We start from the raw sequence: 19913 nt of genomic DNA, 5'->3' as shown, positions 1-19913 counted from the left end.
GCGTCTATTGTTGGAGCGCTGCGCTGGTATCGGCCATCGCCGCGCCACGCTGTCCCATCGGTTCTTCCGGCCCGGTCGTCGTATCGCGCGCCGTCTGCCGTTCTGTCTCGGCGTTTATCACTCCACCGAGAAGTACAGCATAAGCAGAGACGTAAAGCCACATGAGCAGCACGACTACCGCGCCCAGCGAGCCGTAGGTTGCGTCATAGTCGCCAAACCAGCTGGCATAGAGGCCGAAGCCAAGCGTCGCCAAAAGCCAGAGAAGCGTGGCTGCGCATGATCCGACACTCAGCCATTGCCAGCGCGCATCCGCCCTGTCCGGTGCGAAGCGGTACATGCCGCCGATCGCACTACTGCATAGGGACGCGGCAACAAGCCAGGTAAGTGCTTGTACCGCGGACGCCCCGACGGGGCCGATCCCCTCCACCAACCCTTCCGTGAAACTGAGCATGGATGCCGCCAGGAGCCCGATTATCCCCACCAGCACGGCCGCCCCCGCCAATGCCGCGGCAACGAGGTAACTGCGGACAAGCGATCGCCGATCCTCCTGCTCATAGATGATGTTGAGCGATCCGATCATGGCCCCCGAGGCACGCGATGCGCCGTAAATCGATATCAACAGGGCCACCAGCAATCCAATCCCTTTCTTGTCGGTGGCGCTTTGCGTGAGCTGCGTGAGCTGCTCGTAGATGAGACGGGCAGCGTCCGCCGGCACAAGATCGATAATTGTGCGCATATGCATGGCAACGGTCCCCGGGTCGGCGATGAGGCCATAGGTCATGACCACAGCCCCGAGCAGAGGCACAAAGGACAGGAAGGCAAAAAAAGCCACGCCGGCCGAGAGCAGGCTGACATTATGCCGGCCGCTGTTTACCCATATCCGCTTTAGAACAGGCTTCCATCCCGCCCAGTTCATCTGTCGTGGCGTATCCGCGGTTGCTCCTTTTTCCGCCGCACTGCTCCGCTTGTGAGACACCGACATTGCTCCTCCCGTATCCGCCTAAAATTAGAGGACCAGCCAGGCGATGCATCGGTTCCCTTCCATCGCGACGGATCATTCGAGAGGCGACTACGTTGGAATGGTAGTTGCGGAGGGAATGAGCAGGACAATTGAGGAGCACGGCATGCAGGAAAGCCATCCAGATCGCGATCATTCCGGTATGAATTATGGCCGTTTTGCTGCGATGATCATCACATCGACCATCATCATGTTCGCCCTGATGTATCTCAATACCTACGCGCTCAGCCATGTGGATTTCAGTCAGACACGCACCTGGATGGCCGTCGTGATGGGTGCCTCCATGGCGATCGTCATGCTGTCATTCATGTGGAGCATGTACAAGGGAACAAGGGTGAAGATCGCCATCATCGCAGCGAGCCTATTCCTGTTCGCAGCTGCGCTCTGGCTAGTCCGCAGCCAGGAAACGGTTGACGACGTCTCCTATATGAAGGCGATGATCCCGCATCATTCCATTGCGATCATGACCAGCGAGCGGGCCCATATCAAGGATCCGGAAGTGCGCCGCCTGGCAGATGGCATTATCGACGCGCAGGTTCGGGAGATAGCCCAGATGAAGAAGCTGATCGCGCGCTTGGAAGACCATCCGGTGCCCGCTGGCGCGGCTGATCTTCCATCTTACCGCGACCGGCAGGTCCCACCGCCCGCTCCTCAGACCGACGTGAGCACTGGCATCAACACGTTGAAGCCGATCAGCTGATTACGAATCATGGGCCCTGCGCAAAATGTCAGGGCGCAGATCAGCGAGAGAAGACGCGCCGATTTGGCCCATGGCGTTTTCGGCTTCGTTCATGAGAATCTGCAGCGCTTTGGTCACACCGCGATCCCCAGCGGCGCACAGGCCGTATAATGGAGCCCTTCCGCAAAGCACAAAATCTGACCCCAATGCGAGAACCTTCAACATATCCGTTCCCCGCCTGATCCCGCCTGAGAGCGCGACGCTCATCTTGCCGTCCGCGATTTTCCTCGCCTGCCTCACAACATCGAGCGCGCAAAGTGACCCGTCGAGCTGGCGGCCACCATGGGAGCCGAGGATCACGCCGTCGACGCCGCTATCGAGCGCCAGCTGCACATCAACGGGGTGCAGGATGCCCTTTATGAAAAACGGCCGCCTCCATCGCGCCCGAATCCGTTCGACCGTCTTCCATGACAGCGATCGCGGCATATTGTCCCTGATCCAGAAGGCGCTGTCGAAGAAGCCCTGACGATCCTTTGGCACAAAGTCGATCACATTTTCGAAGCGCGGCAGTCGTCATCCACCAGCGGGGGTGCAGGGCAGCATCGATCATGGTGGAAACAGATAGCATGGTGCGGCTCGTGCGCGTCCGGCGATCCCAGTCGCGATTGCCGAAGATCTGGGCATTGGTGGTGAGGACGAGCGCCTCACACCCTACCTTTTCCGCCCTGTCGGCCAATTCCTGCCAAATCTCTTCACCGCCGAACACATAGACTTGCCACCAGTGGCGCAAGCCGCTCACCTTGGACACGGCTTCCATTGGGTCAGTGGACATAGCGCTTTGAATGAAGGGGATGCCTACCGATGCCGCGCCTTGCGCAAGCGCCACGTCCGCACGATGGCGAAAGAGCCCATTCAGGCCTGTAGGCGCAATCGCTGCTGGCATGGGCGTGGGCCTGCCCAACAGATTAGTCGAAAGCGTCCGGCCGCTAACGTCGACCAGCGTGCGGGGAAGAAACAGCCATTGTTCAAACGCGGCCCGCTCGCGGTTGAGCGTTGTTTCATCCTCAGCGCCAGCTTCAAGATATTCCAGAACGAAACGCGGCATGAGTTTGTGAGACCTGGCGCGGAGATCGGCAATGCTGAGGGCACGGTCCAGATTGGCACCCGTGTAATAGTCCCGCCGAGGGCTGCCATCCAGTTGAGCAACGCTGTAGGGTGAAAGGAATTTGGCCATGGACGTTTAGTCCTCATGAGCAGTTTCAAGCCAGCAGCGCAGGCATTGCCTGCCACAGGATGGCGACACTCGCCAGACCGGCCATGGCGAGGGAGAGATGGCGCATCCACCCGTCCAGATGATCCCCCGTCCGACGCGAAAGGCGCGCGACCAGCCATGCCTCTCCGCCAAGGCAGAGCAGGGTCACCAGGATCGTCAGCACTCGCGGCGCAAAGCTGGAGAGCCAGATGCTGCCGATGCCGTAAAGCGCGAAAAAGTGCAGCGCCCATATCAGCATCCCGCCGAGAAGCAGGCGCCAGCTCATCATATCAGCGATCCGGGAAAGAGCCGACCCAGCAATGCCGATGCGATGCCCTGAGCGACGGTGTAGGCGGTGAAGAGGAAGACGAGGTCATAGCTGTTGTCTGCCGGCCGGTTGATGAGGCCCCGGCTGTTACGGGCGGCCATGTAACAGGTCATGATGAAGGTGATGGCGACCAGCAGACCCTGCAGGCTAAGGAAGGCATAGACCGTGGCCCCTTGCCCGCTCGCGTCGGGCGACAAGCCGTGAAGCCGCCAGCCGACGAAATCGGTCGCATAGGCCAGGATCAGCCCGCCGCCTCCCGCCATCAGCAGCACGCCGGGGGTCCAGAGGCGCGTCTTTTCCCGGCGGAGCAGCCGGCGGCCGAACCAGGCAAGGCCCAGCCCCGCGGCATAGCCAAGCAGGATCGGCGCCAGCCAGGCCACATCCGGCGGCGCGACCCACAGGCCAGGGTGAACGCCGTAGAGATAAAGATAGCTGAAGCAGGCCATCAGAAAGATCATGCCGATGACGGTCAGCAGCACCGCCATCGCCCACCAGCCGTGCGTGCGCGCGCCGGTGACATAGGTCGGCACCATGATGCCCGCGCCGATGTCCACCCGAGGCTCGCGCACGGGGCGGTCGGTTTCCCAGAGCCAGCGAAGCACGAAAAGGATGGCCAGCACCCCGCTCACCACGCCGGACCAGTAAGCCTGCACCGTCAGCAGCAGGAAGAAGCCGGCTGTGAACAGCGCCGCGAGCACGGGCCAGGGCGAGGGACCCGGCATGATCTGGAGATATTCGGGTTCGGCGCGGACCGGGCTGGTGATGAGGGTCTCGCGCAGTCCTGTGGCGCTGTTCGGTAGGAAATAGCGCCCCTGCTGGACATCGTCCGGCAGCTGGGGATCGTCCCACAACGGGTCGCGGCTGCGGATCACCGGAATACTGCGCGTTGAATATAATCCGGTCGGCAACCATTCCAGAGTGCCCCCACCGTAGACGTTGCCTGCCTCATCATCGGCGGTGAATCGGAAATTGCGGGCGAGGTCGAACACGAAGAGGCCGATGCCAAGCGCCAATATTCCCGCGCCGATGGTGGAGATCAGGTTCGTCCCCTCCCAATCACGGTCTGGCAGATAGGTGTAGACCCGGCGCGGCATGCCCATGAGGCCAGTCAGGTGCATGGGCAGGAAGGTAACATGCATGCCCACAAACATCAGCCAGAAAATCCACTTGCCCAGGGCTTCCGAGAGCGGGCGACGGCTCATCATCGGTGTCCAGTTGTAGAATGCCGCGAACAGCGGAAAAACCATGCCGCCGATCAGCACATAATGAAGGTGGGCGACGATGAAATAGCTGTCATGCGCCTGATAATCGAACGGCACGAGCGCCACCATGACCCCGGTCAGCCCGCCCATCACGAAGATGACTATGCCGCCGACCAGGAAGAGCGTCGGCGTGTTCATCCTCGGTCGGCCGCTCGCCAGCGTCGCGATCCAGGAAAAGACCTGGATGCCGGCGGGCACGCTGACGGCCATGCTGGCTGCGGAAAAGAAGCCCACGGAGAGAGTTGGCATGCCGGTCGTGAACATATGGTGCGCCCAGACCCCGAAGCTGATGAAGCCGGTCGAGACAAGTGCCAGCACGATCAGCCGGTACCCCACCACGGCTGTGCGGGCGAGCGCGCTCGCCAACATGGTAACGAGGCCGGCGGCCGGCAGGAAGATGATGTATACTTCCGGATGACCGAAGAACCAGAAAAGATGTTGCCACAAAAGCGGATCACCCCCGCGCGTCGGATCGAAGAACGGCCAGTTCAGGGCTCGTTCCAATTCCAGCAACAGCGTTCCCAGGATCACGGCGGGGAAGCCGATGATGATCATCGCGGCAAATACCAACATGGCCCAGGCGAAGATCGGCATCTTGTCGAGGCTCATGCCCGGCGCGCGGGTCCGCAGTACACCAACGATGATCTCGATCGCTCCGGCTATGGCGGAGATTTCTATAAAGCCGATGCCAAGCAGCCAGAAATCCGCATTGATGCCGGGCGAAAAGCTGGTGCTGGTGTAAGGCGGATACATGAACCAGCCGCCATCGGGCGCAAGGCCGACGAAGATCGAAGCGAAGAATGCGAGGCCCCCCACAAGATACGCCCAGAAGGCGTAAGCGGAGAGACGCGGAAAAGGCAGGTCGCGCGCCGCCAGCATCTGCGGCAACAGCAACACGCCCAACGCCTCTACGGCTGGGACGGCGAAGAGGAACATCATCACCGTGCCGTGCATGGTGAAGAACTGATTGTAGGTTTCCTGCGGCAGAATGCCGTTCAGCGGCAATGCGAGTTGCACCCGCATGACCAGCGCCAGCACGCCCGCCAGCAGGAAGAAGAGGAAAGCAGCGCCAACATAGAAGGCGCCGACATAATTATTGTTCACGACGGTCAGGAACTGCCATCCCCTAGGCGCGCACCAGATGCGTTCCAGTTCCTTCAGTTCACCTTGGGGCCGCTCCTCCCGCGTCGGAAATCTCTCGTAGAGCGCCGGGTCGAAGCCGGTCTCGGACTTCACCGCAACGTCTCCAGATAGGCAGCGATCGCCGTCAGGTCGCGACCGGGCAGCATCGAATAGGCGGGCATGCGGTTCCCCGGCTTCAAGGATTGAGGATCACCGATCCAACCGATCATCGTGCCCCTGTTATTCGGCAATATCCCCGCGCCCAGCGTACGACGCGACCCGACATGGCTGAGGTCAGGTCCTGCAAGACCGTTCGCCGCCGTGCCGGCTATTCGATGACAGGCGCCGCACCCGCTGTTCCGAAAGAGCTGTGCGCCACGCGTTGCCTCGCCTTTGGGCGATGGAGCCGGGTTGCTCCTTGCCGCCATGAACTGGGCATAATCGCCAGGATCATGGGCGACGACCATGAAGCCCATCAGGGCATGCGCACCGCCACAATATTCGGCGCATTGCCCTGCATAGACGCCAGGCGCATCAGCCTGCATCCGCAGCACATTCCGCCGCCCTGGCACCATATCGATCTTGCCGGAAAGGCGCGGCACCCAGAAGCTGTGGATCACATCGGACGATTCAAGTTCCACTGTCACAGTCTTGCCGACGGGAATGTGGATTTCGTTGGCGTCCGTCGCGGCGACGCGCCCCTCCCCATCGAGGTAGGCGACACGCCACCACCACATTTCGCCGGTGACTCGCACCTTAATGTCCGAAGGCTGCGTTGGTGCCCGCAATCCTCTGGTCAGGGTCAGCCCGTAGATGAGGAGCGCCGTCAGCACGACCACCGGTAACGCGATGCCCGCAAGCCAGATGACACGTGTTCCACCGAGCCGCGAGCGCAGCCGGTTCGGTCCAACCAATGCCACCCACAGGCCGACAAGAACCAGCGCCAGAATGGCCGCCCCGATGGCAAACAGGATCCAGGAAAGTGCAGTGACGGAGGAGGCGAATGGCCCCGCCGGGTCGAGCACCGGCGGTGGCCAGCCCGCTAGCGCCTGCTTAGTGGACTGAGAGAAGATAGGCAGCCGCGTCACGCGCTTCTCCTTCGCTGAGCGGCATCGCTGGCATCGTCGTGCCTGGCGTCACGGCGGGGGCGTTGCGGACAAAGGCGGTCAGCACGTCTGGACGGTTTGGTACGCGACCTGCGATCATGCCCTGCCGTGCGAATCCGGTCAGGTCCGGGCCTAGCCGGCCTTTCGGCCAACCGATGCCGGGGATGACGTGGCACGCGGCGCAACCCGCCTGTCGAATGACCTGTTTCCCGCGCTGCACATCCGCGCCGGGCCACGCCGTGCGCCCTTCCGGCGGAGGCTTGCACCCGCCAAGCAGCAAAAGGAGCATAATGCCGATACGCAAAGACGACACTGCCCCTTTCCTGTCGCACACCTTGTGTGGAACCGCCCGTGACCGTCACGGTTCCATCATCATGCAATGTGACAGCCGAAGCCTGCTTTTGCTTCCGCTCCTGCTACTCCTAATGAGCGCCGGATGCGGCGCCTATGATAGTGGCGGCGCGGCAAAGTTTGCCCGGACTGGGGAGTTGGTGGCACTGAGCGGCGGCGGCGCGGGCGCTAAAGGCGCGTGCATAATCTGCCATGGCATTAATGGCGCCGGGGACGGGATGGCGATTCCCCGCCTTGCGGGGTTGGACCGCGGCTATCTGGTGGCGCAGCTTGATGCCTATGCGGATGGACGGCGGCAACATCCACATATGCAGGCTATCGCCAGGCGGATGACGGAGCGGCAGCGCCTGCTGGTTTCGCACTATTATGCGACCATGCTATTTCAGCGAAAGACTGCTCCGCCTTGGGCTGCCGCTCCCGTCCTCTATGAAAAAGGCGATGCACGGAGGGGCCTGCCCTCATGCGCCAGTTGCCATGGGCGACAGGGCGAGGGTATCGGCAGCGGCAATCCTCCACTCGCTGGCCAGCCTGCGGCCTATCTGACAGACCAGCTGCATCAGTGGCGCCTGGCTCGCCGACGCAGCGACGCCGGCAATGTCATGCAGCAGATCAGCCTCAAGCTTACTGCTCATGAAGCCGTGGCTCTCGCGGCCTATGCTGCTTCCCTTTCCGGGGGTCCTCCCAGTCCGGAACTTCCGGCAGCATCCCCCGCAATACATCGTGCCGGTCCCAGAAATGATGCTTCAATGCCGCCGCAATATGAAGGGGGATGAGTAGAACGAGCAACAACACCAGGATATGGTGGCTCTCTTCCGCGACAGCGAGGAGCCGATATTGAGTTTCGGGACTCACCTCATACATCGGCAGGGAGGGCCAGGGAATAAACCCAGCAAGCCGTAATGGCGCTGGTTCGCCGAGCGCCGACCACATGATCCAACCGCTCAACGGCAATCCGAAAAAGCAGAAGTAGAAGAGATAGTGCGTCAAATAGGCCGCCTGCGTCTGCCATCCAGCGCTGTCAGCGTCGTTGATTGGCCCCGGAATGATCACGCGCCAGAAAAGCCGACCGATGGCCAGCAGAAGGATCGGCAAGCCAACGGCGCTATGTAATTCATAGGTGAGCAGCTTGTCGCCTCCCGACGGAAGCAGACTGGCGTACCAGCCGATGGAAAGTTGGGCGAGGATGAGAACCGCCATGATCCAATGGAAGGCGATGCCTACTGGCGAATAGCGCGACTGTTCCGTGTGTCGTGAGGCCCAACGGCGCAGCGCCCCGATCATGCGGAAGCGCTCCGGGCCACACCGGCCAGCAGCCGGTTCATCCGGAGCAGCGCCGCCCCGAGATAGACCCCCGCAGCCGGAACCCACATGATAAGGCCAGCAAGTTGTTGGTCTTCCAACGGCGACAATCCCCATGCCTGCGTAGTGAGCCAGTGCGGCGCATACACCGCAGAGGGGCTGAACGTCAGGAGCGCGCCGAGCAGGCCCATCTGCATCATCGAGAAGAGCAAGGCGCCAACTGCCGCCACGGAACTCGCGTCCCGCAGCCGCGACCAGAACAGAACGGCGCTGCCGAGTAATGTGATCTGCATCAGCCAATATATAGCATCATGCGACAGAGCAGCGGCATAGGCAGTCGGAGCGTTCCAGATCCAGAGCAGCGCAGCCTGCAACAAGCTAGATGCTGCCAGGCTAACCGCTCGACCGGTAAACCAGTGGGACAGGATCGGCGCCAATGCCAGCATCAGCAGCATGTGGTGGAGAGTGCGCACCGAAAACAGCGCCGACGTCAGCGCGCAGAAGGGGGAGATAAAGAGCAGAGCTGCAATCAATAGGCCGCCAAACGTGTGAACGCGGGAGCCATCCGATCGCCAGCCGAGAACCGCAAGGCCGAGTAGCAGCATGATAAGGACCGGATCGCAATTCCAGCGCGCCAGGAGTTCGGCTGGAGCGGGAGCAGCGCCGCAATAGGGTGTCCAGCCAATGCCCGTCATGCCGATGCTCCCTCCTGCCTTCAACCTGTGGCGGCGGCCCCGGTTCCTTGTCGGGCGCACGTCAATCCTGCGGCACCGGGATCGATGGGCCTCGCCTCACTCCCGCGCATCCCCCTTTCCGCTTTCATGAGCCGGCCCGCCGGTGCGGCCCAGGCTCATCGCCGCGCTAACAAGGGAGAGGTGGGAAAGAGCCTGCGGGAAATTGCCCAGCAGCATTGTCCCATCAACCTCTTCGGAAAGAAGTCCCAGATCGTTGGCGAGGCTGCAAAGATGCTCGAACATGGCCCGTGCATCACGCCTCCTCCCTTGCAGAGCCAGCGCATCAACCAGCCAAAAGCTCGCCGCCAGGAACCCGCCCTCATCGCCGCCAACCCCGTCGCGCATCTCGTCCGTGCGATAGCGGCGAACCATGCCATCGCGCATCAAGTCGCGCTCTGTGGCGGCGATCGTGCCGACGATCCTGGAATCATCGGCCGGAAGGAAGCCGATAGCCGGCAAGCGCAAGCACGCCGCGTCGAGATGCTTGCAGCCATAGGCGCCGACAAAGCTGTTCAGATCAGCATCGAAGCCGCAATCCAGCACTTGCGCATGCACCTTGCTCGCGAGGTGACGATAGCGCCGCGACCGATCATCATCACGGCGGTCGAACCATTTCGCCGCCTGATCGAATGCCAGCCATGCCATCGCCTTGGAATAGACATGATGGAGCGGCGACCCACGGCTTTCCCAAATGCCGGCGTCCGGCTTTTCCCATTTATCCTCCAGCGCATCCGCCAACAGACAGACGAGAGCGTCCCCGTCTCCATTCGGTTCTATCCCATGGCGCGCCGCCGCGGCCAGAGTGCCGATCACATCCCCATAGCTATCCAGCTGCAATTGCTCGATCGCGGCGTTGCCAAACCGGACGGGTCGGGACTGGGCAAAGCCGGGGAGCCAATCGGCTTCCCATTCCTGCACTCTGCGATCGCCGCTGACAGTGTAGAAGGGGCGCAGGTCGATCGGCTCTCCCCCCACCGCCCGCCGTAGCCAGAAGAGCCACGATCGCGCTTCATCAGTAAGGCCGGCCTGAAGAAGCGCGAGCAATGACATGGTGGAATCGCGCAGCCAGCAAAAGCGATAGTCCCAGTTGCGCTGCCCGCCGAGCCGCTCCGGCAGGGAGGCGGTGGGCGCCGCCACGATGCCGCCGGTGGGTTCATGGATCAGGGCCTTGAGGGTGATCAGAGAGCGGACCACCGCATGGCGATACTCGCCCCGGTAATCGATCCTGGAGACCCATTCGTGCCAGAAATTCCGTGTCTGTCGCAGGGCGACGTCCGGATCAACCGGCTCGGGTCGTCTTTCGTGGGAAGGAAACCATGTCAGTACGAACCAGTGGCGCTCACCCTTTTCAAGGGTGAACTGGCTGGTAAAGCGCCGGTCCTCGAACTGGATGGCGATGTCGCTGTCGATGACGATGCCATCTGGTCCCGCCATCGCGACGACCCGATCATCGCCATGCCTGCGTACCAGCGGATGCACTTGCCCATAATCAAATCGCAGCGCCAGATCGGAGCGCATGGAGAGCGCGCCTTTTCTGCATTCGACAATACGAACTATGTCGGGCGCTTCCCCGCGCGGCGGCATGAAATCAATGATCGCCGCTTCGCCGCTGTCTGTCTGCACGATGGTTTCGAGGACAAGGCTGTCACCGAGATAACGGCGTCTTGTCCCGGTCACGGCGTCGATGGACCCCATGCGCCAGCAGCCATTTTCCTCATGGCCCAGCAAGGCGGCAAAGCAGGCTTCAGAATCGAAGCGCGGCATGCACAACCATTCGATGGTGGCATCACGCGCCACCAGCGCAGCCGTTTCGCCATCGCCAATCAAGCCATAGTCGGCAATCTGTTTGTCTGAATGGTTCATCTTCTTGTCTTGCGGAGCAGCAGGCTCGCCGCGAACGCTCCCGCTGCGCCGCACAGAGATGCCGTCAGGTGCGGACGCGTCGAGAGTTCCAGCCAGAGACTGTGACTGCGCGCTTGCCCGTCGAACCGGCCATGAGCGCCATGATCACCGGAAAGCGGTTCCCAGAGATTGTCGCGGCGGCCTTCGGGAACAGGCTGCTCCCCCTGCTGCCCTTTGAAGCCGGTCGCGCCCAGATATCGGTCGAGCAGCGGCGATGCCAGTCTGTCACCCAGGATCGCCTTGGCCGACGGCAGCGCGACCCATAGCGACTTGCGCCGATGATGCGCGGCATAGTGGATGGCCCGAGCGGCAACTTCCGGCTGATAAGGGGGACTAGCCGGCTTGGGCCGGTTCGGCATGGTAGTCCTGATCCATTCGAACTGCGGCGTGTTGACGCCGGGCAGCTGGACCATCGCTACATGAATGTCGCTGCCGGCGTGGTCCAGCTCGGCGCGGATCGAATCCTGGAACCCCTGGATCGCATGTTTGGCGCCGCAATAGGCTGACTGCAGCGGAATGCCCCGATAGGCCAGCGCCGATCCCACCAGCACGATCGATCCCCCGCCTCTCGGCATCATCCGGTGCAGGGCGGCGCGGGTGCCGTTGACCTGCCCATGATAGGTGACGTCGGTGACACGCCGATAGTCTTCGGCGGTCATTTCCAGGAAGGGCGCGAGCATTCCGGCAAACGCGGCGTTTATCCAAACATTTATCGGTCCGAACGCCTCTTCAACTCGACTGGCGCCATCCTCTAGCGCGGCCGCATCGCTGACGTCGAGCGGCAGGACTAGCGCCTGCCCCCCTGCCTCCTCCACCTCCCGCGCAGCCGCCTCAAGGCCGTCCCGGCCACGCGCGATCAGCCCGATCCGCGCGCCATCACGGGCAAAGCGCCTGACGACGGCGCGCCCCACGCCCGCCGAAGCGCCGGTCACGACCACAACGGGTCTTTCGGGGACCGGAAGCCTACGCGCCATCATAATTCTCCTCGACGAGCAAGGTGGCTGATGCGATCAGCGGTCCGACATGCGATCGCCTGAATGGTAAGAGACGGATTCGCCCCGCCGACCGTGGGAAAGACCGAACCGTCGCAGATCCAGAGGTTGGGGACGTCCCAGCTGCGGCAATCGGCGTTGACGACACTGGTTAACGGATCATCGCCCATGCGCGCTGTCCCGTTGAGATGGCAGGTGTCGTCCTCTTCCCGCCAGCACTCCTTGGCCCCGGTCATCGTCAGGCTTTCCTCCATGAACCCGAGAGCATGTCGGATCATCGCTCGTTCATTGTCGCTAAGCGAGAAGGTGACGCGCGGAATGGGGAGGCCGAAGCGGTCTTTCTCCTCCGCCAGCGTCACGCGATTATCGGGATTAGGCAGGACCTCGCCCACCATCTTCAGGCCAACATTGTGATTGGCGCGAGCCATCTCGTCGACAAGTGCCTGCCCCCACAATCCGCGCGCACCCGAGAGCGTTCTGGCCCAGGCGATCGGCAGGGGACCCTGGCTCATACAACACCAGCCGCCGAAATAGTCCTTGCCCCTGTCCTCATAATTCCAGTGCTCGCTGAGCGCGAGGCTCGGCGGTGCTTTGTAAGATCGGACCTCGGCAGCGACCTGACCCCAGACGGCCTGGTTAAGCTGGACCATGAGATTGCGCCCAACGAGGCCCGAACTGTTTGCAAGCCCATCCGGAAATTGCGGGCAAGCGGAATTGAGCAGCAGACGGGGCGTTTCGATGGCATAGCCCGCGACCACGACATTGCGCGCCTTCTGGGAACGCCATTGGCCTTCGCGATGATAGTGAAGGCCGCTCGCCTTGCCCCTTGCATCGATTTCGATCCGCCCGACCATGGCAAGGTCCCAGATTTCAGCTCCGGCCTGAAGCGCGCGCGGTATCCATGTGACGAGCACCGACTGCTTGGCATTGGTCGAGCATCCCGACACGCAGAAGCCGCGATTGACGCAGGGCGGTGCTCGCCCACGCGGCGCCGACAGTGTGGCGATCGGCGTCGGTGACCAATCGATCTCCAACGCCTCGGCACCCCGCGCCAAATATTCGGCGGCGGCATTGAGAGGATGGGCGCGATAGGGATAGCGCGGCCGCCTTGGTCCCCAGGGATAGGTGACAGGCCCTGATATGCACAGGGCGCGTTCGACCTCATCATAATAGGACCACATTTCGCGCCAGTCGATCGGCCACTCGACGCCATAGCCCAGCTTCGTCCGGGACTTGAACCATTCGGGACGAAAGCGCAGCGAGACCATCGCGAAATGGACGGTGGACCCGCCGACGCCCCGGCCAGAGTTGTTGGAGCCCATCTTCAGCGGGTTGGCGCCGTCGACCAGCCGTTCATCGGTCCAGTAGAGCATCGATTGGCTCATTTCGTCCGAGGCGAAGTCCTCAAGCGGCCGCCAGAAAGGCCCGGCGTCGAAGGCCACCACTGAAAAGCCAGCCTCAGCCAGACGGCAGGCCAAAGTGCCGCTGCCCGCACCCGTGCCAACGATGGCGAAGTCCACCGCCTCATCCTCACCATATTCGCGCATCGACAGCCAGGCGCCAGGCGCGAATACGTCCGGCGCCTGCCCGGCCTTGGCGCGAGGGAGAGCCAGGTCATCGCGCATCGGCCGCATCCCCCTTTTCCTCGGCCTCCCAAGGATCGCGCCGGCCGGCCCCAAGGCGGACGTAACCGCGCGGGCTTGCAGGCCCTCCGAAACCCATTGCGCTCCAGGTGGAGGGGTGCGCCCAATGGGCCGAGACGATGTCGGGCAGAACGCGCCATGCCCAGATCTGCGAGGGGTCGGTGCCGCCCCAACCGCCCCCGACGGTTCGTCCGTCGCGCATGCCCGATAGAAGCATGTCGATCTGCTCGCCGGAGAGTTTGGCAAAGGATAGATCAAACCGTGACCGTGCTTCTGCCTCCAACCCGGAGAGCGCGAGGAGCCAAGCGGCTTGCGTCTGCGGCACCCCGGGGGGGCGATAGCCGTCGCTGTCATTGTCGGCTATCTTCCGAAGCAGCAACGCGACCGTATTGGTTGGAGGACGCCCTTCCGGCTCCGGTGTGACATGCGCGACCAAAGCGCGCAACGTGTCGAGTGCTACCGGATCGAGCGCCTCGACAGCCTCGCGCATCGCCAGCCTTTCGTCGATCACGGATCGCGTCTGCACGTTCCAACTCGGGCTGCCCCGCTTGGAAAGCACATCATAGTCGGGGAAGCCATCAGCCATTGGATCGCCTCCCCACCATCTTCAGCGCGCCGAGCCCGGCAACAGCGAGCCCCGTAAAGGACGGCGGCGCCGGAAGCGGAGGGCCCGCCAGCAAATTTTGCCGCCGGTTGCGCCAGCCGCCCATGTTACGAACCACGCCGAGGGCGTGGAAACCGCTGCCAATCAGGCCCAGCAGCGCCGTCCCCAGCAGCAGTCGGATGCTCCGCCGCGATCCGTAGCCTTTCACCGTATCCCATGCCAGCGACAGGGCGCCAAGAGGCGGAAGGATGATGGGCAGCCACATGGCAGGATTGTGATAGGCCCCTCGAAAATGCAGCAGGCCCGCTTCGGCGACCGCTCCGCCGAGGCCAAGGGCCGCAACAGAGGCGATCGCCCTTCCCTGCCCGAAATCGCGAAGGATAGCGCCTGACGCCGCGCTTGCCATGATGGCGAGCGATCCAGACAGGATCAGTCCGGCTGGCGCTCCGACGGGTGCGCCGTAGAAGAAATTGCTGAAACTGATCGCGCCGGGACGGCGCATGATGTTGAAAGCATGAAACCCGAACCCGGCGGCCCCGACCGCAATCGCCGCGCCGCCACCGCCAAGCGAAACCGGCCGAGGCAGACGCCCACCCGCCGCCTGCACGACGCCCATCGCGATATTGACGGAGGAGGCCACCAGCGGCGCTACCATCGCTGGATTATGGAACGATCCTCGATAATGTTCGATCGCGCTGTCCGCGAGCACGGAGCATGCGAGCAGCGCCGCCCCGCCCGCTGTCAATCGCAATCCTGCTGCGCCATCTTCCTGCATCACTTCCGATCGTCGCCGAACACATTGGCCATCACTTGCTTGACCGCACCCTTGATGACGCTGGTTTCATCGGGATCGCCCTTTGCCAGCATCGAGGTGAATTTCTTTGCATGCTCGAGCGTGATGTGCGGCGGCAAGGGTGGCACGTCAGGGTCAGTTTTTACTTCCAGCACGACGGGACGACGGCTGGCGAGCGCCTTGTCCCATGCAGGACCCAACGCTTCGGGATCATCGACGAAAATGCCCTCTAGCCCGATCATCTCTGCGAAACGGTGATAGGGCACGTCAGGCAGATTCTGCGTTGCCTCGAACTTTGGATTACCCTCCATCACCCGCTGTTCCCAGGTTACCTGATTGAGATCCTGATTGTTGAGGACGCAGACGACGAAGCGGGGATCGCTCCACCGTTGCCAATATTTGGCGATGGTGATGAGCTCGGCCATATTGCTCATCTGCATTGCGCCGTCTCCGACGCTGGCGATCACCGGCCGCTCGGGATGGGCGAATTTCGCAGCTATAGCATAAGGGACGCCCGCGCCCATGGACGCCAGACCACCAGAAACGGAGGCCATCATGCCCCGCCGGATTCGGATGTCCCGCGCGAACCAATTCGCGCAGCTCCCGCTGTCGCTGGTCAGGATCGCGCGGTCGGGGATGCGCGGCGACAATTCGGTGAAGACGCGCTGCGGGTTGACCGGATTCGCGGAGACCATCGCGCGCTCGTGGAGGGTCTCCTCCCAATCAGCCTTCCAGCTTGCAATCTGCTCGCGCCATGTCTCGTCAGCCTTTTGTTGGAGCAACGGCAGGATCGCCCCCAGCGTCGCCTTGACGTCGCCAGTTAGGTTGACCTCACTCGGGAAGCGGATCGACTGCATGCCCGGATCGATGTCGACCTGGACGCCTCGCGCCTGCCCTTCCTTGGGCAGAAACTCGGCGTAAGGAAAGCCTGATCCCAGCATAAGGAATGTGTCGCACTCCATCATGAGGTCATAGCTTGGCTTCGTGCCCAGCAGCCCTATCGAACCTGTCACCCAGCTCAGATCATCGGGCAGCACCTGTTTGCCGAGCAGCGCCTTGGCACATCCCGCGCCCAGCCGGTCGGCAACCGCGATGACCTCATCTGTCGCGTCGCGCGCACCTGCACCGACCAGCATGGCAACCTTGCTGCCGCTGTTCAGAATTTCGGCGGCGCGTTCCAGATCAGCCTGCCGGGGCACCACCTCCGGAGGAGACCAACCGACGCCGGAAAAGACCGCGCCATGCTTGCGCGGGGGCTGCTCCATCGGCAGTACCTGCAAATCATTCGGCAGGATAAGAGCTGTGACCCGGCGTTCGCCCAGCGCGATCCGTACCGCGCGATCGACCAGATGCCGCACCTGTGCGGGAACGCTCGCCATACCGGTGAACGCGCCGGCGACATCCTTGAACATGGAAACCAGATCGAGTTCCTGCTGGTAATGGGCCCCGATAGCGGTTCTTGCCTGCTGGCCGACAATCGCGAGCACGGGCATGTGATCCAACCGCGCGTCATAGAGCCCGGTAAGCAGATGGGATGCCCCCGGTCCCGAGGTCGCCAGGCAAACGCCTAGTTCACCCGTGAATTTGGCGTGAGCCGACGCCATGAAGGCCGCCATTTCCTCATGGCGCACCTGTACGAGCTCAAAGGCGTCACCTGCCCTATCGAGCGCTCCCAGCAGGCCATTTATGCCGTCTCCCGGATAGCCATATATTCGGCGCACGCCCCATTGCCGCAGTCGTTCCCAGAAGAAATCGCTTACGGTCTGCGTCATGGCAGCTCTCCAGGTAATTATGTCGGGGCGGTTCTTGGGTAACGGATTGGCTCCCGGTGCGTTCCCGGCATACGCTGGGAGAGATGATATGAGCGAGGCGATAGGGTCATGCCTCCGGGTTATCCCAGAGGGCTATATTCCTGGAGGAGAAGGCATCCACGCGGATCGTGCGCTCACAAGCCATGAAGCCGCACATGCTCAACACCTCGGATGAGCAAGCACATGTGGAGGTCATGCTCTATTTCACGGACAAGGAGCCTGTGGGTCCTTATCGTTTCAGCGTTGGAGCCCGACGAACTTTGCATCTGCGTTTCAACGATCTGGACGGTCCTGAGCCGGTCCCGCTGGATACCGATTATGCGAGCGTTATCCGTTCCGACGTTCCGATTGTCGTGCAGCACACACGGCTTGATTCCCGTCCAGAAGCGCTAGCGCTGCTTTCGACGATCGCCTTTCGCGGCTGATCAGGCGGGTTCGGATCGGTCGATAAGGCCGCTGTCGAGCAGTGGCGCGGCGTCGATGTATTGCGCGTCCATCAGCATCGCCAGCCGCTCCGCCGCCGCGAGGATCATGGCTTGTTCCCACGAGGGCAGGCGGTCGAACCGATCTGTAAACGTCGTCTGCAGCAAGTCGGGCGCATCGCTGAGCGCGGAGATACCCGGGGGCAGCACTGAGAGGATAAATTGCCGCTTGTCGCGCGCGCTTCGTTGGCGTTGGACAAACCCCAATTCCTGCAGCCGGTCAACAACCGTCGTGATCGTCGCCTGGCTAAATTTGACCGCCTGGGCGACCTCGCTGGGCGTGACCGAATCGCGCGACGCGATCTCACGAAGAACGAGCCATTGCGATGGGGTCAGGCCGGTCGCGTTGGCGAGGCGGCGGCTGCCGATTTCGGTCGCGCGAAGGACCCGGCGGAGCGCGCGGAGCGTGAGGGAGGCGATATCGGAACTCATGCAGGAAACATAGAAAAGATAGGGGTTTGAAGCCATGCAAATTCCTTCAGTAGACAAAGTATTTTTATGGATTCTTTATGCGCCGAAGAAACGGAAATTGGCTGTCCGGTTGAAAAACGCGCGAGAAGCTCGTATGTCATGCCGCAACACGAGGGGGCGGACCAATCCTGCACAGAATTATAATTCAGGAGATAAAGCATCTTTGAGTATAAATCCGATGCGGCCAGCAAGCCGCCACGGACGTCTGCGCGCCTTTCGCCTGCGCGATCATCCAAGGTTTTGTTTCGGAGGCCTATGGCCGGCGATGGCCCTGCGGTCACCGCGCTAATCGCGCAATGCCCGCCGCTCGATCCCAATTCGGCCTACTGCAACCTTCTACAGTGCACGCATTTCGCCGAAAGCTGCGTCATCGCCGAGCGAGAAGGCGCGATAGCAGGATGGGTCTCAGGATATCGCCCCCCTTCCGAACCGGAATGTTTCTTCGTCTGGCAAGTCGCCGTCGCGCCTGCCGCCAGAGGGCAACGGCTCGGCGGCCGAATGATCGAAGCGCTGCTGGATCGCCCATCTTCTGAAGGCGTCACCCATCTCATCACCACGGTGACGGAGGACAATCTGGCATCCTGGGCCCTGTTCGAAGGCCTGGCGAGACAGTGGAGCACCGCCCTTGCGAAAAGCGCGCTTTTCCACCGCGAAACTCATTTTGCCGGCGCTCATGCAACCGAATGGCTGGCGCGTATCGGCCCCCTGCCCCGGAAGACGGGTGGCGCAACAAAAGGAGAATTGGCGACATGATCAGCACACGTCCCCGACCCACAAGCCTAAAGCCTGACACGTCCGTCTACGAGCGGCGCGAGTCCGCGGTGCGCAGCTACGCCCGTGCCATGCCCCGCCAGTTCAACAAGGCGAAAGGCGTGTGGATGCACGACAATCAGGGCGGGCTTTACCTCGATTTCTTGTCCGGATGCTCGACGCTGAACTACGGCCATAACCATCCCGTGCTGAAGCAGGCGCTGCTGGATTATATCCAGGATGACGGCATCGCTCATGGTTTGGACCTCCACACCGACGCGAAGGCGGCGTTTTTGGAGACGCTGGAACGCCTGATCCTGAAGCCGCGCGGACTGGATTATCGGGCGATGTTCACCGGCCCAACCGGCACCAACGCCGTCGAGGCTGCGATCAAGCTTGCCCGTAAAGTGACCGGACGGGAACTCGTGATCGCTTTCACCAACGGCTTCCACGGCATGACGCTGGGTGCGCTTGCCTGCACCGGCAACGCCGCCAAGCGGGGCGGTGCGGGTGTGCCGCTTTCCCATGTCGCGCATGAGCCCTATGACGGCTATCACGGCCCGGACGTGGACACGGCCGACCTGCTGGAGCGGCGCCTGTCCGACCCGTCGAGCGGCCTCGATGCGCCAGCCGCCATATTGGTGGAAACGGTGCAGGGCGAAGGCGGCCTCAACGCCGCGTCCCCTGAATGGCTGCGCAAGATCAGCGCGATCGCCAACCGTCACGGCGCGTTGATGATCGTGGATGACATCCAGGCGGGATGCGGCCGCACCGGCAGCTTCTTCAGCTTCGAAGGCATGGGCTTCACGCCCGACATCGTGACCATGGCCAAATCACTGTCCGGAATGGGATTGCCTTTCGCGCTGACCCTGTTCCACCCCGAAATCGACCGGTGGGCGCCGGGCGAGCATAATGGCACGTTCCGGGGCAACAACCACGCCTTCGTGACCGCCAACGCCGCAATTCGCCATTTCTGGAGCGACGGGCAGTTCCAGCAGGACATCGCCCGCCGTGGAACGCTGATCGAGCGCAGGTTGGAAGCCATGGCAGCCGAACACGGCCTGTCAACCCGTGGTCGGGGCATGATGCGCGGGATCGACGTCGGATCGGGCGAAATCGCCGCCGCCGTCACCGCCTCCTGCTTTGATCGCGGCCTCATCATCGAAACCAGCGGGGCGCATGACGAGATCGTCAAGATTCTCGCGCCGCTCACCATAGAAGATGCCCACCTCTTGGCAGGGATCGACATATTGGAAACTTGCGTCCGCGAAGCGCTGACCGTCCCGTACGGCGTCGCTGCGGAATAAAGGAGAT

General features: G+C 62.3%; 20 protein-coding genes and 1 pseudogene. 5 read left to right on the top strand and 16 right to left on the bottom strand.

What is annotated here, in order from left to right; all coding sequences use genetic code 11:
* Nucleotides 1–4: 4 nt before the first annotated feature.
* Nucleotides 5–982: a YihY/virulence factor BrkB family protein gene (locus EGM87_RS03085; RefSeq protein WP_137709898.1), complete on the bottom strand. Its 978-nt coding sequence runs from the start codon at nt 980–982 to the stop codon at nt 5–7.
* 142 nt (nt 983–1124) lie between these two features.
* Between EGM87_RS03085 and EGM87_RS03080 the strand changes: the two genes are divergently transcribed.
* Entirely contained in the window at nt 1125–1718 is a 594-nt protein-coding gene (locus tag EGM87_RS03080; RefSeq protein WP_216614576.1) for a DUF305 domain-containing protein, read from the top strand.
* Here the strand turns inward: EGM87_RS03080 and EGM87_RS03075 are convergent, their stop codons facing one another.
* The 6 genes from EGM87_RS03075 to EGM87_RS03050 are packed head-to-tail and all read right to left on the bottom strand — an operon-like array spanning nt 1719 to nt 7056.
* Entirely contained in the window at nt 1719–2183 is a 465-nt protein-coding gene (locus tag EGM87_RS03075) for an alpha-hydroxy acid oxidase (protein ID WP_137709899.1), read from the bottom strand. It abuts the gene before it with no gap.
* Nucleotides 2092–2931, bottom strand: a complete 840-nt coding sequence (locus EGM87_RS03070; RefSeq protein ID WP_137709900.1) for an alpha-hydroxy acid oxidase — start codon at nt 2929–2931, stop codon at nt 2092–2094. Before EGM87_RS03070 ends, EGM87_RS03075 begins: the two co-directional genes overlap by 92 nt.
* Before the next feature lie 25 nt (nt 2932–2956).
* Entirely contained in the window at nt 2957–3238 is a 282-nt protein-coding gene (locus EGM87_RS03065) for a hypothetical protein (RefSeq protein ID WP_137709901.1), read from the bottom strand.
* Nucleotides 3235–5775, bottom strand: a complete 2541-nt coding sequence (locus tag EGM87_RS03060; protein ID WP_137709902.1) for a cbb3-type cytochrome c oxidase subunit I — start codon at nt 5773–5775, stop codon at nt 3235–3237. The genes EGM87_RS03065 and EGM87_RS03060 overlap by 4 nt, the downstream gene beginning before the upstream one ends.
* Nucleotides 5772–6749, bottom strand: coding sequence for a cytochrome c oxidase subunit II (gene coxB / locus EGM87_RS03055; protein ID WP_253719130.1), 978 nt, complete (start codon nt 6747–6749; stop codon nt 5772–5774). Before coxB ends, EGM87_RS03060 begins: the two co-directional genes overlap by 4 nt.
* The gene (locus EGM87_RS03050; protein WP_137709903.1) at nt 6715–7056 is read right to left on the bottom strand and encodes a c-type cytochrome; all 342 of its coding nucleotides are present in this window, start codon (nt 7054–7056) and stop codon (nt 6715–6717) included. The genes coxB and EGM87_RS03050 overlap by 35 nt, the downstream gene beginning before the upstream one ends.
* On the opposite strand from EGM87_RS03050, the pseudogene EGM87_RS03045 reads away from it, so the two are divergent.
* Nucleotides 6965–7726 (top strand): annotated as a pseudogene (locus EGM87_RS03045) (c-type cytochrome); the annotation flags it as partial. The gene EGM87_RS03050 and the pseudogene EGM87_RS03045 overlap by 92 nt on opposite strands.
* A 13-nt stretch (nt 7727–7739) precedes the next feature.
* Here the strand turns inward: EGM87_RS03045 and EGM87_RS03040 are convergent.
* The 8 genes from EGM87_RS03040 to EGM87_RS03005 form a co-directional block, all read right to left on the bottom strand.
* Complete coding sequence (locus EGM87_RS03040; protein ID WP_253719128.1) at nt 7740–8399, bottom strand: cytochrome b; 660 nt, start codon at nt 8397–8399, stop codon at nt 7740–7742.
* The gene (locus EGM87_RS03035) at nt 8396–9112 is read right to left on the bottom strand and encodes a cytochrome c oxidase assembly protein (RefSeq protein ID WP_137709905.1); all 717 of its coding nucleotides are present in this window, start codon (nt 9110–9112) and stop codon (nt 8396–8398) included. The genes EGM87_RS03040 and EGM87_RS03035 overlap by 4 nt, the downstream gene beginning before the upstream one ends.
* A 96-nt stretch (nt 9113–9208) precedes the next feature.
* The gene (locus EGM87_RS03030) at nt 9209–11014 is read right to left on the bottom strand and encodes a glycoside hydrolase family 15 protein (protein ID WP_137709906.1); all 1806 of its coding nucleotides are present in this window, start codon (nt 11012–11014) and stop codon (nt 9209–9211) included.
* Nucleotides 11011–12027 carry an SDR family oxidoreductase gene (locus tag EGM87_RS03025; RefSeq protein WP_137709907.1) on the bottom strand — a complete coding sequence of 339 codons (1017 nt, stop codon included), beginning with the start codon at nt 12025–12027 and terminating at the stop codon, nt 11011–11013. Before EGM87_RS03025 ends, EGM87_RS03030 begins: the two co-directional genes overlap by 4 nt.
* A complete protein-coding gene (locus EGM87_RS03020) occupies nt 12027–13670 on the bottom strand; it encodes a GMC family oxidoreductase (RefSeq protein ID WP_137709908.1) in 1644 nt (547 codons plus the stop codon). The genes EGM87_RS03025 and EGM87_RS03020 overlap by 1 nt, the downstream gene beginning before the upstream one ends.
* Nucleotides 13660–14274, bottom strand: a complete 615-nt coding sequence (locus EGM87_RS03015; protein ID WP_137709909.1) for a gluconate 2-dehydrogenase subunit 3 family protein — start codon at nt 14272–14274, stop codon at nt 13660–13662. The genes EGM87_RS03020 and EGM87_RS03015 overlap by 11 nt, the downstream gene beginning before the upstream one ends.
* Nucleotides 14267–15043 (bottom strand): hypothetical protein, encoded by a 777-nt coding sequence (locus EGM87_RS03010; protein ID WP_262857204.1) that lies wholly within the window; start codon nt 15041–15043, stop codon nt 14267–14269. The genes EGM87_RS03015 and EGM87_RS03010 overlap by 8 nt, the downstream gene beginning before the upstream one ends.
* A gap of 23 nt (nt 15044–15066) precedes the next feature.
* Nucleotides 15067–16857, bottom strand: a complete 1791-nt coding sequence (locus EGM87_RS03005) for a thiamine pyrophosphate-requiring protein (protein WP_137709910.1) — start codon at nt 16855–16857, stop codon at nt 15067–15069.
* Between the two features lie 194 nt (nt 16858–17051).
* Between EGM87_RS03005 and EGM87_RS03000 the strand changes: the two genes are divergently transcribed.
* Nucleotides 17052–17321, top strand: coding sequence for a sensory rhodopsin transducer (locus EGM87_RS03000; protein WP_216614574.1), 270 nt, complete (start codon nt 17052–17054; stop codon nt 17319–17321).
* Here EGM87_RS03000 and EGM87_RS02995 read toward each other — a convergent pair whose 3' ends face one another.
* On the bottom strand, nt 17322–17846 hold the full coding sequence (locus EGM87_RS02995; RefSeq protein WP_137709911.1) for a MarR family winged helix-turn-helix transcriptional regulator: 525 nt from the start codon (nt 17844–17846) through the stop codon (nt 17322–17324). It abuts the gene before it with no gap.
* A gap of 258 nt (nt 17847–18104) precedes the next feature.
* Between EGM87_RS02995 and ectA the strand changes: the two genes are divergently transcribed.
* Both ectA and ectB read left to right on the top strand, forming a co-directional pair.
* Complete coding sequence (gene ectA, locus EGM87_RS02990) at nt 18105–18602, top strand: diaminobutyrate acetyltransferase (RefSeq protein ID WP_137709912.1); 498 nt, start codon at nt 18105–18107, stop codon at nt 18600–18602.
* Nucleotides 18599–19906, top strand: coding sequence for a diaminobutyrate--2-oxoglutarate transaminase (gene ectB / locus EGM87_RS02985; RefSeq protein WP_137709913.1), 1308 nt, complete (start codon nt 18599–18601; stop codon nt 19904–19906). The genes ectA and ectB overlap by 4 nt, the downstream gene beginning before the upstream one ends.
* The last annotated feature ends 7 nt before the right edge of the window (nt 19907–19913 follow it).

Source organism: Sphingobium sp. RSMS, assembly GCF_005406185.4.
In the GTDB taxonomy this organism is placed as follows: domain Bacteria; phylum Pseudomonadota; class Alphaproteobacteria; order Sphingomonadales; family Sphingomonadaceae; genus Sphingobium; species Sphingobium fuliginis.
Note: the sequence above shows the minus strand (reverse complement) of the source record. Positions and strands in the feature narration are given on the sequence as shown.